This window comes from Variovorax paradoxus (assembly GCF_030815975.1).
Taxonomy (GTDB): domain Bacteria; phylum Pseudomonadota; class Gammaproteobacteria; order Burkholderiales; family Burkholderiaceae_C; genus Variovorax; species Variovorax paradoxus_N.
Genome location: NZ_JAUSXL010000002.1, coordinates 5,189,794 through 5,204,066, shown reverse-complemented (window position 1 = coordinate 5,204,066; position 14,273 = coordinate 5,189,794). Strand labels below are relative to the sequence as shown.

16 protein-coding genes are annotated in these 14,273 nt (G+C 68.3%); 6 read left to right on the top strand and 10 right to left on the bottom strand.

Annotated features, from left to right (window positions below):
- Window position 1 precedes the first annotated feature (1 nt).
- The 6 genes from QFZ47_RS28305 to QFZ47_RS28280 form a co-directional block, all read right to left on the bottom strand.
- Window positions 2–838, bottom strand: coding sequence for an ABC transporter substrate-binding protein (locus tag QFZ47_RS28305; RefSeq protein ID WP_307658781.1), 837 nt, complete (start codon window positions 836–838; stop codon window positions 2–4).
- Between the two features lie 64 nt (window positions 839–902).
- Window positions 903–1,364 (bottom strand): MaoC family dehydratase, encoded by a 462-nt coding sequence (locus tag QFZ47_RS28300; RefSeq protein ID WP_307658780.1) that lies wholly within the window; start codon window positions 1,362–1,364, stop codon window positions 903–905.
- The gene (locus tag QFZ47_RS28295; protein ID WP_307658779.1) at window positions 1,361–2,965 is read right to left on the bottom strand and encodes an acyl CoA:acetate/3-ketoacid CoA transferase; all 1,605 of its coding nucleotides are present in this window, start codon (window positions 2,963–2,965) and stop codon (window positions 1,361–1,363) included. Before QFZ47_RS28295 ends, QFZ47_RS28300 begins: the two co-directional genes overlap by 4 nt.
- A 13-nt stretch (window positions 2,966–2,978) precedes the next feature.
- A complete protein-coding gene (locus QFZ47_RS28290; RefSeq protein ID WP_307658778.1) occupies window positions 2,979–4,121 on the bottom strand; it encodes an acyl-CoA dehydrogenase family protein in 1,143 nt (380 codons plus the stop codon).
- 5 nt (window positions 4,122–4,126) lie between these two features.
- A complete protein-coding gene (locus QFZ47_RS28285; RefSeq protein ID WP_307658777.1) occupies window positions 4,127–4,510 on the bottom strand; it encodes a tautomerase family protein in 384 nt (127 codons plus the stop codon).
- Between the two features lie 17 nt (window positions 4,511–4,527).
- Window positions 4,528–5,538: a LacI family DNA-binding transcriptional regulator gene (locus QFZ47_RS28280; protein ID WP_307658776.1), complete on the bottom strand. Its 1,011-nt coding sequence runs from the start codon at window positions 5,536–5,538 to the stop codon at window positions 4,528–4,530.
- A 177-nt stretch (window positions 5,539–5,715) separates the two neighbouring features.
- Here QFZ47_RS28280 and QFZ47_RS28275 point away from each other — a divergent pair, with 177 nt between their 5' ends.
- From QFZ47_RS28275 to QFZ47_RS28260, 4 genes are read left to right on the top strand one after another with little or no spacing between them, the layout of a single operon-like run.
- The gene (locus QFZ47_RS28275) at window positions 5,716–6,669 is read left to right on the top strand and encodes a dihydrodipicolinate synthase family protein (protein WP_307658775.1); all 954 of its coding nucleotides are present in this window, start codon (window positions 5,716–5,718) and stop codon (window positions 6,667–6,669) included.
- A 12-nt stretch (window positions 6,670–6,681) separates the two neighbouring features.
- Window positions 6,682–7,575 (top strand): dihydrodipicolinate synthase family protein, encoded by an 894-nt coding sequence (locus tag QFZ47_RS28270; protein WP_307658774.1) that lies wholly within the window; start codon window positions 6,682–6,684, stop codon window positions 7,573–7,575.
- Window positions 7,576–7,587: 12 nt separating this feature from the next.
- Window positions 7,588–8,370, top strand: coding sequence for an amino acid ABC transporter ATP-binding protein (locus QFZ47_RS28265; protein WP_307658773.1), 783 nt, complete (start codon window positions 7,588–7,590; stop codon window positions 8,368–8,370).
- Between the two features lie 22 nt (window positions 8,371–8,392).
- A complete protein-coding gene (locus tag QFZ47_RS28260) occupies window positions 8,393–8,803 on the top strand; it encodes a DUF3830 family protein (RefSeq protein WP_307658772.1) in 411 nt (136 codons plus the stop codon).
- A gap of 21 nt (window positions 8,804–8,824) precedes the next feature.
- Here QFZ47_RS28260 and QFZ47_RS28255 read toward each other — a convergent pair whose 3' ends face one another.
- Genes QFZ47_RS28255 through QFZ47_RS28245 form a run of 3 tightly spaced genes read right to left on the bottom strand, consistent with a single transcriptional unit; the run spans window position 8,825 to window position 10,862 of the window.
- Window positions 8,825–9,163, bottom strand: coding sequence for an antibiotic biosynthesis monooxygenase (locus QFZ47_RS28255; RefSeq protein WP_307658771.1), 339 nt, complete (start codon window positions 9,161–9,163; stop codon window positions 8,825–8,827).
- A 35-nt stretch (window positions 9,164–9,198) separates the two neighbouring features.
- Window positions 9,199–10,098 (bottom strand): NAD(P)-dependent oxidoreductase, encoded by a 900-nt coding sequence (locus QFZ47_RS28250; RefSeq protein ID WP_307658770.1) that lies wholly within the window; start codon window positions 10,096–10,098, stop codon window positions 9,199–9,201.
- A gap of 2 nt (window positions 10,099–10,100) precedes the next feature.
- Window positions 10,101–10,862, bottom strand: coding sequence for an SDR family oxidoreductase (locus tag QFZ47_RS28245; RefSeq protein WP_307658769.1), 762 nt, complete (start codon window positions 10,860–10,862; stop codon window positions 10,101–10,103).
- A 208-nt stretch (window positions 10,863–11,070) separates the two neighbouring features.
- On the opposite strand from QFZ47_RS28245, the gene QFZ47_RS28240 reads away from it, so the two are divergent.
- The gene (locus QFZ47_RS28240) at window positions 11,071–11,991 is read left to right on the top strand and encodes a 2-hydroxyacid dehydrogenase (RefSeq protein ID WP_307659038.1); all 921 of its coding nucleotides are present in this window, start codon (window positions 11,071–11,073) and stop codon (window positions 11,989–11,991) included.
- A gap of 21 nt (window positions 11,992–12,012) precedes the next feature.
- On the top strand, window positions 12,013–13,086 hold the full coding sequence (locus tag QFZ47_RS28235) for an L-idonate 5-dehydrogenase (RefSeq protein ID WP_307658768.1): 1,074 nt from the start codon (window positions 12,013–12,015) through the stop codon (window positions 13,084–13,086).
- A gap of 6 nt (window positions 13,087–13,092) precedes the next feature.
- Here QFZ47_RS28235 and QFZ47_RS28230 read toward each other — a convergent pair whose 3' ends face one another.
- A complete protein-coding gene (locus QFZ47_RS28230) occupies window positions 13,093–14,103 on the bottom strand; it encodes a LacI family DNA-binding transcriptional regulator (protein WP_307659037.1) in 1,011 nt (336 codons plus the stop codon).
- Window positions 14,104–14,273: the final 170 nt, after the last annotated feature.

Below are 14,273 nucleotides of genomic sequence, written 5' to 3'. Positions count from 1 at the left end.
CTTACTTCGGTACCGGGCCGGGGCCGCGGATCGCGAACTTGGTGGTGTCCTTGAGGCGCGTCATGCGGAACTTGTCGAACAGCTTGTCGTAGGTGCCATCGGCCTTCAGGTCGGTCAGGGCCTGCGCGACGGCATCGGCGACCGCGCGGTCGCGGAACGACAGCGTGATGTCGGTGCCGTAGAGACCGCTCGCGCGGATCTTGACGATGCCGCGCTCCTCGAAGGCAATGGCCGTCTCGTCGATGTTGATGCCCGCTTCGAGCTGTCCGGCGCGCAGTGCGGCCGTGGTTTCGGAGGCCGTTGCAAAGGTGCGGAAGTCGATCGGTGCCATGCCCTTGGCGACCATGGCCGCATTCGATTCGCGCGACTTGCGCTCCGCGTAGGTGCCGGTCTCGATGCCGACGACGTGGCCCGAGAGGTCTTCGAACTTGCTCACGGCGAGCTTGCTGTTGGGCACGGTGTAGATGCTCATCGATTGCTGGCCGTACGGCACCTGGAACATGAGCTTGGAGCGCTCCTCGGTCCAGAACAGGCCGGTGTTGATCACGTCGAAGCGGCCGGCCTGCAGCGCGGGCACCATCGGCGGCATGTCCATGCGCACGAAGACGGGTTCCAGGCACAGCTGCTTCGCGACGGCGCGGCCGAGTTCGATGTTGAGCCCCTGGAGCTCGCCCTTGCTGTCGACGAACTGCTGTGGCGGCAGCGTCGGGTTGGTGGACATCTGGAGCTTGCCGGGTGCGGTCAGGTGTTCGGCCGAGACCTTGGGTGTGCAGGTCTGGGCAAGGACCGAGCCGCTCAGCACGAGGCCGACGAAGAAACCCAGGGACAGTTTGATCATGTGCATGAGATGCTTTCGTTGAAGACAGGGAGGAATGAAAGAGAAGAACTCAGGGCAATCGGAATCAGGCCGGCTCGGCCGCTTCTCGACAAGCGACCAATGCCACGTGCACGGCTTCGATCACGGGCTCTGCGCGCTGGTTGACGAGCTGCAGGCTCTCGGTCACCACGCCGCGGCCGCCACGCGCCGAAAGACGTTTGTCGGTGAAGCGGAACACCACGTGCACCGCATCGCCTGCAACCACAGGCCGCAAGAATCGGACCTGATCCCAGCCGAGCGAAGCGATGGAGCTGTTCTCGTAGATCTTCAAGGCGGTCTTGAGCCCCTCCATCAGCGAGAGGCCGAACAGACCGTGCGCAATGACGCCCGGAAAGCCGCGCGACTGCGCGTAGCCAGCATCGGTGTGCAGCGGGTGGTGGTCGTGCGTGAGGTCGCAGAAGCGGCCGATGTCTTCGGCGCTCACGACGTGGCTCTTGCTGCGCAGCTCGGCGCCGATCGCGACGTCTTCGAAATACACGTCGCTCATGCCCGTTCTCCCTGCGCCGCGTTGCCCGCGTGGCGCGGCGCTTTCGCAATGAACTCGTCGTGCACGCCCATGGGGCCGCTGCGGAAGATGCGTGCGTCCATGGTGCGCAGCTGCTCGCTGACGCGCACCGCGAAGCCGATCTTCTCGAGCACGTCTTCCTTCAGGCGCACTCCGGGCGCGATCTCGGTGAGCACGAGCCCGTCGGCTTCGAGTTCGAACACGGCGCGGTCGGTCACGAAGCTCACTTGCTGGCCGCGCTCGCGCGCGAGCCGCCCCGAGAAGCTGATCTGGTCGACGGCCGGCACGAACTTCTTGAATGCGCCGTCGCGGCGAATGTCGAGCTTGCCGTCAGTCACGCCGATGTCGAAGTCGCCGCCTGTCAGCGAGCCGTTGAACACCAGGCGCTGCGTGTTCTGCGTGATGTTGATGAAGCCGCCCGCGCCGTCGTAGCGCTTGCCGAAGCGCGTGACGTTAACGTTGCTTTGCGGGTCGACCTGCGCGAACGAAAGGAACGCGCAGCTCAGGCCGCCGCCGTCGTAGAAGTCGAACTGGTACGACTGGTCGAGGATCGCGCGCGGGTTCACCGAGGTGCCGAACTCGCGCGCATGGCCGGGCACGCCGCCGACCACACCCGACTCGACCGTGAGCGTGATGAGATCGGCAATGCCTTCTTCCGAGGCCACGTTGGGAATCATCGCGGAGATGCCCACGCCGAGGTTCACCACATCGCGCGGGCGCAGCTCGAAGGCCGCGCGCCTTGCCACCACGCGGCGCACGTCGAGCGGGTCGGGCGCGATGCTCGAAGCGGGCACCACCGTCTCGCCGCAGCGCGCCGGGTCGTAGCGCGTGGTGTAGGTCTGCATCTGCTCGGGCTCGACCACGAAGTGATCGATCAGGAAGCCCGGGATCTTGACCATGTGCGGATGCAGCGTGCCGCGCTTCACGATGCGCTTGACCTGGCAGATGACGATGCCGCCGGCGTTGTGCACGGCCTGCGCCATCGAGAGGTCTTCGCGCGCGGTGGCTTCGTGCTCCATGCTCACGTAGCCATCTTCGTCGGCCGAGGTGCCGCGGATCAGCGCCACCTTCGGCACGCCGGGCGCGCGGTAGAACAGCCAGTCGCGCCCGGCCACGTGCACCAGCTCGACCAGCGCCTCGGTGGTGCGCGCGTTCATGCGGCCGCCGTCCTGGCGCGGGTCCATGTAGGTTTCGAGGCCCACGTGCGTGAGCACGCCGGGCTGGCGGCCCGCCATGGCGCGGCACAGGTGCGTCATGACGCCCTGCGGGAAGTTGTAGGCCTCCACGTCCTGCGCGAGGATCATCTTCATGAACGGCAGCTGCATGCCGAAGTTGCCGCCGATCACGCGGCGCACCAGGCCCGGGTGCGCGAAGTGGCACAGCCCCTTTTCGGTGAGCGCGCCCACGCCGGTGACGTGGAACAGCGTGAGGCCGTGCGGGCCGTCGCCGGCCGTGAAGCGCCGCTCGATGGCTTCGAACACGGCTTCGGGCACGCCCGAGCCGCCGTTGCCGCCGGCCAGCACCATGTCGCCATCGCGCAGCAGCGCGGCGGCGGCGGCGTCGGGGGTGATGCAGTCGATCATGATGGCCGCGTCCTCAGGCCAGTTCTTTGACGACCTGGCGCGAGATGATCAGGCGCTGGATCTGGTTGGTGCCTTCGTAGATCTGCGCCAGGCGCACGTCGCGGAAGATGCGCTCGATGCGATAGTCGCGCGAATAGCCGTTGCCGCCGTGGATCTGCAGCGCATTCGACACGTGGCGCATCGCCATGTCGGTGGTGAAGAGCTTGGCCTGCGCGCCTTCCTTGGCGATCGAGTGGCCGGCGTCCTGCAGCCGCGCGCCGTGATGGATCAAGAGGCGCGCCGCGGCAATGTCGGTGGCCATGTCGGCCACCATGAACTGGATCGCCTGGAAGTTCATGATCGGCTCGCCGAACTGCTTGCGCGTGGTGGCGTAGGCCACGGCGTCTTCCATCGCGGCCTGCGCCATGCCAAGCGCCATGGACGACATCAGCAGCCGGCTGAAGTTGAAGTTGCCCATGGCCGTCTTGAAGGCCTGGTTCTCGGCGCCGATCAGCGCGGTCCTGGGCACGTGCACGTCCTGCAGCACGATCTGGCAGTCTTCCAGGCCGTGCATGCCGAGCAGTTCTTCGTTCTTGCCGCGGCTCACGCCGGCCTGGTGCGCATCGACCATGAAGCAGCTGATCGACTTGTGGCCGGCCTCCTTGCCGGTGCGCGCGAACACCATGATGCGGTCGGCCACGCCGCCGAGCGTGACCCAGGCCTTGGTGCCGTTGAGCACCCAGCCGTCGTCCACGGCGCGCGCGGTGGTGGTGATGCTGGCCACGTCGGAGCCGAAGTCGGGCTCGGACATGGCGGTGGCCATGACGATGGAGCCGTCGAGGATGCCGGGGATCAGCGCCTTCTGGCTCGGGTTGCCGTGGTGATGCAGGAACAGCGCCGCCTCGACGGGAATCGCGAACGCGTTGCCGATGGCGCCCGAGCAGCGCGCCAGTTCTTCCATCACGAGGCAGGTGCTGACGGTATCGAAGCCCGAGCCGCCGGCCGCCTCGGGCAGGCTCACGCCGAACAGGCCGAGCTCGGCCATGCCGCGGTACAGCACGCGGTCGAACTTGTCTTCGCGGTCGATGGCTGCGGCGCGCGGCAGCACTTCGCCCTCGGCGAAGCGGCGCGCGGTGTCGCGCAGCGAGATCTGGTCTTCGGTGAGGAAATGGGTCATGGTCTTCAGGCGGATTCGTCGCTGGCCAGGTGGCCGTCGTGCGCGACTTCGTCGCGTTCGCGGTCGAGGAAATAGACGGCCACGTTCTCGCCGGTGGTGGCGAAGCACGCCGCCAGCGCGGGCGTGATGGCGGCCGCCAGCGCGCGGCGCTGGTCACGCGTGCGGCGGTAGGCATGCACCTTGACGAACACGCGCGGGCCCTCTTCGCCACCGTCGTGGCCCAGCTGGCCCTCGTGGGCGTAGTCGTGCGGCGCGACGGGCATGAAATAAAGGGTCACGGTCGAGGGCTCGACGCCGAACGACGCGACGACGCCGTCGGTCAGCGCGCGGCTGGCGGTGCGCTTGCGGGTTTCGGGCGCGCTCGGCGCCAGGATTTCGAGATAGGGCATGTCGGGGAGAAGTTGTTTCAGTCCGGTGCGATGGCGCGGCACGAGGCGCGCTGGATCAGCCGCGAGCCGACGCGGTATTCGCGGCCGCTGTTGGCCACGCCGCCCAGGCGCTGCACCAGCCGGTCGACCGCGAGGTTGGCCATTTCGACCGCGCCGCTGTCCACCACGCTGATGGCGGGGCGCTGCCATTCGAACCAGGGCGAGTCTTCGTAGAACAGCAGCGACAGGTCGTCGGGAATCAGCAGCCCGCGCTCCGACACCACGCGCAGCACGCCGAGCGAGGACTCGTGGTTGGCCACGAACAGGGCCGAAGGCGGCGTGGGCATCGACAGCAGCGCATTGGCGGCCGCCACGCCGGTCTCGGGCGCATAGCGGCCGGCCTGGATCAGCGCCGGATCGATGGGCAGGCCCGCTTCCTGCATGGCCCGCTTGTAGCCCGCGAGGCGCTCCTTGCCGGAGGTGGTGTCGCTCATGCCCACGATCAGGCCGATGCGCCGGTGCCCGAGGTCCAGCAGGTGCCTGGTGCCGGCGTAGGCGCCGTCGAGGTCGCCCGCAAGCACCGATTCGAGCGTGGCGCCCTCGACGCGGCGCACCGCGCAGATCACCGGGATGTCGGCGTGCTCCATGGCCAGCAGCTGGGCGCCGTTGGCGCCGTTGGGCACGGCGATCAGGCCATCGACGCTGTGGTCGACAAGGGTCTTGAAGATGTCGCGTTCCTGCTCGGGATCGTCGGCGCTGATGCTCAGGATGACCTGGTAGCCGAGCGCCTGCATGCGCTTCTGCACCACCGAGGCGAGCACCTGGAACGAGGCGTTCTCCAGGTTGTGCACGGTGAGGCCGATGAGCCGCGAGCGCTTGGTCTTGAGCGCCCGGGCGAAGGTGTTGGTGCGGTAGCCCAGGGCAGCGGCCACCTGGATCACGTGCCGCTGCGTGGCGTGGTTGGTCAGGCTGGAGCCGGCCAGTGCGCGCGAGGCCGTGGCAATGGAAACGTCGGCGGCACGGGCCACGTCGCGCAGCGTCACCGCCATGGTGCGGCCTTACGAAAGCGGTTTTTTGTAAACGATTGCATTTTTTTATCCTAGTTCTGCAAGAGGTGAATGGTCAAGAAGAAATTGATTGTTGATCAGAATTGTCGGCGACGATTGCAATCGTTTCCAGCGTTATTGCATACTGGCGGCTTTCGCGACGCTACAAACAGGATGGCCATGCACATCTCCGGAGTCGGCGGCATCTGGCCCGCCACCCTGACCCCCTTCATGCCGGACGGCCGCGTCGACGACGACGCACTGGCCGCCCATGTGCGCGACATCGCCGGCACGCCCGGGGTGCGTGCGGTGGTGGTCAACGGACACGCGGGCGAAGCGACATCGCTCGATCGCGCGGAACGCGCCCAGGTGGTGCGGGTGGCGGTGGCCGCGGCCGGCCAGGTGCCCGTTGTGGCCGGCGTGGTGGCCGACGACACCCGCGGGGCCTGCGCGTTGGCACGCGACGCGGCGCAGGCCGGAGCCTCGGCCTTGCTGCTGTTTCCGCCCGCGGTGTTCGCGCAGGGTGCGGGCGCGCGCCCCGACATGGCCCGCCGCTTCGTGAGCGAGGTGGCCGCCGCGAACAACCTGCCGATCGTGCTGTTCCAGCTGTCGCGTGCCTCGGGCCTCGCTTACTCGACCGACATACTGGCGCAGCTTTGCACGGACGTGCCGGCCATCGTGGCGGTGAAGGAGGGCAGCGACATTCCCGAGCTCTACGAGGACAACCTGCGGGCATTGCGCGCGCTGCCACGTCCCGTCGCGCTGCTGAGCAGCAGCAACAGCTGGCTGTTCGCTTCGCTGGCCTATGGCGCGGACGGCATTCTTTCGGGGCTGGGCAGCGTGGCCGCCGGGCTGCTGGTGGCGCTGCACGAGGCCGTCGCGCGCGGCGACCTGCTCGCCGCACGCGCGGTCAACGAGCGGCTGGTGCCGCTGTGCCGGGCCTTCTACCGCGCGCCCTGGCTCGACGCCCACAACCGCATGAAGACGGCGCTGCATCTTCTCGGCCGGCTGCCCCATCCGGACCCGCGCCCGCCGCTCCTGCCCGTGCCGGCCGACGACACGGCGCGCATCCGCGCGGCGCTGCTGGCCTCAGGCCTGCTGGGTGGCGGCCACTCCGACTTCCCGTCCTCTTGAACGATCCATTCCATGGCTGATTTCCGCGGCACCTACACCATCATGGTCACGCCCTTCGACGCCGAAGGCAACGTCGACGTACCCACCCTCGAGCGCTATGTCGACTGGCAGATCGAATCCGGCATCCATGGCCTGATCCCGCTCGGCTCGACGGGTGAATTCATGTCGATGTCCGACGACGAAATCGCGCTCGTCGCCCGGACCGTGATCGACCGCGCCGCGGGCCGCGTGCCGGTGCTCATCGGCACCACCGCCGAAGACACGCGCGCCGCCGTGCGCCTGAGCCGCCGCGCCGAGGCGCAAGGCGCCAACGGCGTGATGGTGCTGCCGCCTTTCTACTGCACCCCCACCGATGACGAGCTGTTCCTGCACTACAAAACCATCTCGGACGCCATCGGCATTCCGATCATGGTCTACAACAATCCGGCCGTCGCCAACGTCGACCTGAAGCCGCCGCTGGTGGCGCGGCTCTCGCAGATCGACAACTGCCGCTACATCAAGGAATCGACGCTCGAAGTGACCCGCGTGCGCGACATCATGCGGCTGTCCGAAGGCCGCATGGCGGTGTTCGGCGGCATCATGGGCTTCGAGTCGTATGTCGAAGGCGCGGTGGGCTGGGCGGCCGTGCCTTCCAACGGCGCGCCGGGCGAAATGGCGCGGCTGTACGACCTCGTCATGGCCGGCCAGCTGGCCGAAGCGCGCGCACTGGCGTTCAGGCACTTTCCGATGATCGACTTCGTCGCCGGCCAGTCCTACGTGGCGGGCACCAAGGCATTGCTGGCGGCCATGGGCTTGCCGGTCGGCGCGCCGCGTCCGCCGCGCCTGCCGATGGGCCCCGAGGGCATCGCCGCCGCGAAGCGCCTGGTCGACGAGCTCGGCCTCCAGATCCAAACCACCCCCGCCTGAGGAATCCCCACCATGAGCGCCTTGCAACCGAACACGCCCGCGCCAGCCGCCGACGGCCGGGCCGAACTCGTCATCCGCATGATCGGCGTGCAGAAGTGGTATGGCGACTTCCAGGTGCTGCGCGACATCGATCTCGAAGTGCAGCGCGGCGAACGCATCGTGATCTGCGGGCCCTCGGGCTCGGGAAAATCGACGCTGCTGCGCTGCATCAACCGGCTCGAAGAGCACCAGCAGGGACAGATCGTGGTGAACCGTGCCGAGCTCACGGCCGACATGCGGCGCATCGACGCGGTGCGGCGAGACGTGGGCATGGTGTTCCAGCACTTCAACCTGTTTCCGCATCTCACCATCCTCGAGAACTGCACGCTCGCGCCGGTGTGGAGCAAGAAGTACACGCCCAGCCAGGCGAAGGAAGTGGCCATGTCGTACCTGGAGCGCGTGCGCATTCCGGAGCAGGCCAACAAGTATCCGTCGCAGCTTTCAGGCGGCCAGCAGCAGCGCGTGGCCATTGCACGCGCGCTGTGCATGGGGCCGAAAGTCATGCTGTTCGACGAACCGACTTCAGCGCTGGACCCCGAGATGGTCAAGGAAGTGCTGGACACCATGGTCTCGCTCGCCGACGACGGCATGACCATGCTGTCGGTGACGCACGAGATGAACTTTGCGCGCCAGGTGGCCAACCGCGTGATCTTCATGGACCAGGGCGCCATCGTCGAGCAGGCCGCGCCGCAGGAATTCTTCGCAAACCCCAAGCACGAACGCACCCGGCTTTTCCTGAGCCAGCTGCTGCACTGATCAACCCTTACTTCAATCTCTCATGGCAAGAATCGGCATTGAGGCGGCGGGCATGCGCTTCGTCGCGGAAACGAATCCGGAAGCACCGAACACCGTCGCTGCGTTCACCAGGCTGCTGCCCTACCGGCAGAAGATCATCCATGTGCGCTGGAGCGGCGAAGGCTGCTGGATCCCGTTGGGCGACTTCGAACTGGGCGTCGGGTTCGAGAACCACACGAGCCATCCTTCGGTCGGCGACATCCTGTTCTACCCCGGCGGCTACAGCGAGACCGAGATCATCCTGGCCTACGGCAGCTGCAGCTTCGCCAGCAAGATGGGGCCGCTCGCGGGCAATCACTTCCTGACGATCGTCGAAGGCAAGGAGCAGCTGCGTGCCCTCGGCAACAAGGTGCTGTGGCAGGGTGCGCAGGACATTGCGTTCGAATTGCTCTGAGCCGGCGCAGCGTGCGCCGCATCAGCGGTTGGCGAGCGGAAATTCCTCGGCGCTGAACACCGTGTGAAAGACCGTGCCGTCGAACATCTCGAACAGGTGCCTGGAGACCTCGCGGCTTTCGTAGCGCACCGGTGAATCGAGCGCATGCGCGATGTCTTCGCGGCTCGCATAGCGGGTCGACAGCACCATGGCCAGTTCGGGATCGCTCACATCGCTTTCGATTTGCCGCAGCACGCGCACTTCGAGCACGCCGGGAAAGCGGGTCCAGAGCGGCACCAGCCTGTCGTGCACGTGCCGGTCGAAAGCCTCTTCCATGCCGGGCTTGACCCGGCCCCGGAAAAACGCGCAACGGATGAACATGGTGATCTTCTTTCTGTGGATGGCCAATATGCGCTTCAGTCGCGCGCGTAGCCGTTGAACTGCCGCATCATGGCGGCCGTGTCCTCGGCCCCGAGGCCGGCCGCCACGAAGGCGCGATGCAGCTCGGAGACCGCACCCGCCAGCGGCAGCGGCAGGCGCTCGCCCTGTGCAAAGGCCTGCACCGCCTCGAGGTCCTTGAGCATGTTGTCGATGCGTCCGGTGGGCGTGAAGTCGCGCGCGGCCATCTTGGGGCCGAACTCGCGCAGGATATTGCTGTCGGCCCGGCCGCCGGCCAGCGCAGTGTGCAGCTTCGACGCATCGACGCCACCGGCCTCCGCCAGCCGCACCGCCTCGGCCACCGCCTGGAAGCCGATGGCGCAAAGGAGCTGGTTGACCAGCTTGGTGGTCTGGCCCGCGCCGCTCTCGCCCATGCGGGTGTAGTTGGCGCACAGGCTGTCCATCACGGCGTGTGCGCGCGCCACGTCGTCCTCGCTGCCGCCGGCCATGACCGTCAGCTGGCCGACCAGGGCCTTGGGAGCGCCGCCCGACAGCGGCGCATCGACGAAACCCATGCCCGTGCGCTCGCGCAGCGACTGCGCGAGCCGGCGCGTGGAGACCGGGTCGATGGACGACATGTCGATCAGCAGCCGGCGCGAATCCGCGGGCACGGCGGCGGCCACGCCGGCTTCGCCGAAGAGCGCGCGCTCCAGCACCGCGGCCGAGTTGAGGCTGGTGATGACGAAGTCGCTCGCCGCCGCGGCGGTGGCCGCGCTGCTGGCGGCCTGCGCGCCCAGCTGCTCCATCGTGGCGACCCTGGCGGCATCGGGATCGAACACGCACACTGCGTGGCCGCATTCGAGCAGGCGGTATGCAATGGCCGAGCCCATGATGCCGACGCCGATCACGGCCACGCGCTGGCCCGGCTGCGCGGACATGGTTAGAGGCTGGCGGTGATGCCGCCGTCCACGTAGAGGATGTGGCCGTTGACGAAGCTCGATGCGTCCGACGCGAGGAAGATCGCCGCACCGCCGAGTTCTTCCACGTCGCCCCAGCGCCCGGCGGGCGTGCGGCCGGAGAGCCATGCCGTGAAAGCTTCGTCGGCGACCAGCGCCTGCGTCAGCTCGGTCTTGAAATAGCCCGGGCCCAGGCCGTTGACCTGGATGCCGTGCTTGCCGAGGTCGATCGCCATGCCCTTGGTGAGCATCTTCACCGCGCCCTTGGTGGCGGCGTAGGGCGCAATGCCCGGGCGGCCCAGCTCGCTTTGCACCGAGCAGACATTGATGATCTTGCCGCGCTTGCGCTCGATCATGCGCTGCGCCACGAAGCGGCCGACGAAGAACACGCTGTCGATGTTGGTGGTGGTGATCTTGTGCCAGGCGTCGAGCGGAAACTCCGCGAACGCACCGCGGTGCTGCATGCCCGCGTTGTTGACGAGGATGTCGATGGGGCCGACCTCGGCCTCGACGCGCGCCACGCCGGCTTCCACCGCGGCGGCGTCGGTCACGTCGAAGGCCATGGCCTCGGCCGCCACGCCCCGGGCGCGCAGGGCGTCGCGCGCGGCTTCCAGCGCGCCGGCATCGCGCGCGTTGAGCACGATGCGCGCGCCGGCCGAGCCCAGTGCCGCAGCCAGCGCAAAGCCGATGCCCTTGCTGGAGCCGGTGATGAGGGCGGTGCGCCCGGTCAGGTCGAACAGTTTCAAAGCGGAGCTCCAGGAGGATGGGCGGGCGGTGGCGATGCAAATACGTTACCGGTATCTTGTTTGATCGTCAATGGTGAAAACCTTCGTGAGAGTTTCCGTCGGGCTAGCCCCGGCCGCTGTTAAAGTTACCGGTATCCGTTTTTGCGCATCCGCGCCATCCCGCAGGAGATTCCGCTTGACCGCTGTCCCGAGACCCCCGCACGTGCTGATGCCCGGCCCCTATCCGGAATGGGACATGGTGCCGATGCAGGCGAGCTACACGCTGCTTCGCTGGTGGGAGGCGCCGGACCGGCAGGCCTTCGTCGCCGAGCACGCCCCGCACATCCGCGCGGTCGCAACCCGTGGCGAGCTGGGTGCCAGCGCCGAGCTCATCGCATCGCTGCCGAGGCTGGAGCTGGTCGCCTGCTATGGCGTGGGCACCGACGGCATCGACCTTGCGGCCTGCCGCGCGCGCGGCATCCGCGTCAGCAACACGCCTGACGTGCTCAACGGCGACGTGGCCGACCTTGCCGTGGGCCTCACGCTGGCGCTGCAGCGGCGCATTCCGGCCGGCGACCGCTTCGTGCGCAGCGGCGAATGGGCCCAGGGCCCGATGCCGCTGGCCACGCGGGTCTTCGGCCAGCGCATCGGCATTGCGGGTTTCGGGCGCATCGGCGGCACCATCGCGCGGCGGCTCTCGGGCTTCGACGTGGAGCTGGGCTATTTCAGCCGCACGGCGCGCGAAGACAGCCCGCATCGCCACTTCGGCAGCCTCGCGGCCATGGCCGAATGGTGCGACGTGCTCATCGTCATCCTGCCCGGCGGCGAGGCCACGCGCGGCATCGTAAATGCCCAGGTGCTGCAGGCGCTGGGCCCCAAGGGCTGGCTCGTGAACGTGTCGCGCGGCACCACGGTGGACGAGGGCGCGCTGCTGCAGGCGCTCGAGCAGCGCACCATCGCGGGCGCGGCGCTCGACGTGTTCCTGAACGAGCCGCGCATCGACCCGCGCTTTGCGGCGCTCGACAACGTGGTGCTGCATCCGCACCATGGCAGCGGCACCGAGCAGACGCGCCGCGCCATGGGCGAGCTGGTGCGCCGCAACCTCGAGGCCCACTTCGCGGGCCAGCCCCTCGTCACCCCGGTCGCCTGACGGCCCGAAGGAAGAAACATCATGCGTCTACGTTGCATGTGCCTCGTGATCCACGCCCCCGACGATCTGCGCCTGGAGGAACAGGACGCCGGAGACATCGGCCCGGGCCAGGTGCTGGTGAAGGTCGGCATGGGCGGCATCTGCGGCTCCGACCTGCACTACTTTCACAACGGCGGCTTCGGCACCGTGCGCATCAAGGAGCCGATGGTGCTGGGCCATGAAGTGGCCGGCACCGTGGTGGCCACGGCGCCCGGCGTTGACAGCGTGCGCATCGGCGACAAGGTGGCGGTCAACCCGAGCCGCCCATGCGGCGCCTGCAAGTTCTGCCTCGAAGGCCTGCCCAACCAGTGCCTGGACATGCGCTTCTACGGCAGCGCCATGCGCATGCCGCACGTGCAGGGGGCGTTCCGCAACATGCTGCTGTGCGAGGCCACGCAGTGCGTGAAGGTGGCCGAGCACGTGCCGCTGCGCCTGGCGGCGCTGGCCGAGCCGTTCTCGGTGGGGCTGCATGGCGTGTCGCGCGCAGGCCCGCTGCTGGGCAAGCGCGTGCTGGTGTCGGGCTGCGGGCCCATCGGCGTGCTGGCCATCGCAGCCGCGCGCGCGCACGGCGCGGCCGAGATCACCGCCACCGACGTGGTCGACGAGCCGCTGGCCATTGCGCGCGCCATGGGCGCCGACCACGCCATCAATGTTGCCGAGGACAAGGCCTGGGTGTCGCGCTATTCGGCCGACAAGGGCACTTTTGACGTGATGCTCGAATGCTCGGGCAACGAGCGCGCGCTGCGCGACGGGCTCGAAGTGATGCGCCCGCGCGGCGTGGTCGTGCAGCTGGGCCTGGGCGGCGACGTGAGCATTCCGCAGAACATGGTGGTGGCGAAGGAGCTCAGCATCTGCGGCTCGTTCCGCTTCCACGCGGAGTTCGCGCTTGCGGTGCGGCTCATCAACGAAGGGCGCGTGGACCTGTCGCCGGTGGTGTCGCACACCTTCCCGATGCTGCAGGCGCGCGAGGCCTTCGAGCTGGCGAGCGACCGCAGGCAGGCGATGAAGGTGCTGATCGATTTTGCCGACACCGGCGTGGAAGCCGCGGCGGCCTGACCGGCCTCAGGAGCTTTCGCGCTGCTCGACGCGAAACGGGATCAGCACCGTTTCCGCGGGCGGCCGCTGGCCTTCGCGCGCGCCGTCGATCACGCGCAGCAGCAATTCGCCCGCGGCCCAGCCCATGCCCACGCAGTCCACCGCCACGGTCGTGATGCGCGGGTGGCAGGCGCGGGCCACCTCGAAGTCGCCGAAGCCCGCGATCGCGATGCGGCCCGGCACGTCCCAGCCGCGGCGCCGGCATTCCATCAGCGCGCCGAAGGCCGAGAGGTCGGACACGCACATCACCGCATCCACGTCGGGCCATTGCCGGATCAGCTGCACCACGGCCTCGCCGCCTTGCGCCATGGAGATCGGCGGCTGCCCGAAGCTGATGACGCGCCCGGCGGGCAGGCCCAGTTCGCGGATCGCCTCGGCATAGCCGCGCTGCCGGTCGGCGCCGCGCGTGTCGCGGTTCGAGGTGCCGCCGATGAAGGCGATGCGCCGGTAGCCCTGGCCATGCAGGTGCCGCACCATCGCGGCGGCGGCTTGCGCATTCGAGAAGCCGACCGTGTGCTCGACGGGCGTGGCGGGCAGGTCCCAGGTCTCGACCACCGGCACGCCGGCCGCCTGCAGCATGGCGCGCGCGGCGGGCGTGTGGGCGCCGCCCGTGAGGATCACGCCCTCGGGCCGGCGCGCGAGCATGGCGCGCAGCAGGCGCTCTTCGGTCTCGACGCGGTAGTCGGTGTAGCCCAGCAGCAGCTGCAGTCCACGCGCTTCCAGGGCGGCGGCGATGCCCTGTGCCGTCTCGGAAAAATTGGAGTTGTTCAGCGACGGAATCAGCACCGCGACGAAGCCCGAGCGCTTGCTGGAGAAGGTGCGCGCGGTCTGGTCGATCACGTAGCCCATCTCCTCGCAGGCCTCGAGGATGCGCTGGCGCAGCGCCTGCGAGGTCGCCCGGTCGCTGCCCGTGCGGCGGTTCAGCGCACGCGACACCGTCATCTTCGAGACGCCGACGCGCGCGGCGACATCGGCCATCGTCGCCGGACGGGGCAGGGGGGCGGATGCTTTGGTCGAGGGCAAGGGACGGGTCTCTCTGGAGTGCTGGAACGCGGGTCCGAGGATAGGCGACAGCCGGGCTGAAATGGCAGTTCAGGTGCGACAACCGGGGCGACTTCCGGAACAACCTCAGAGTGCGATGTGGCTTG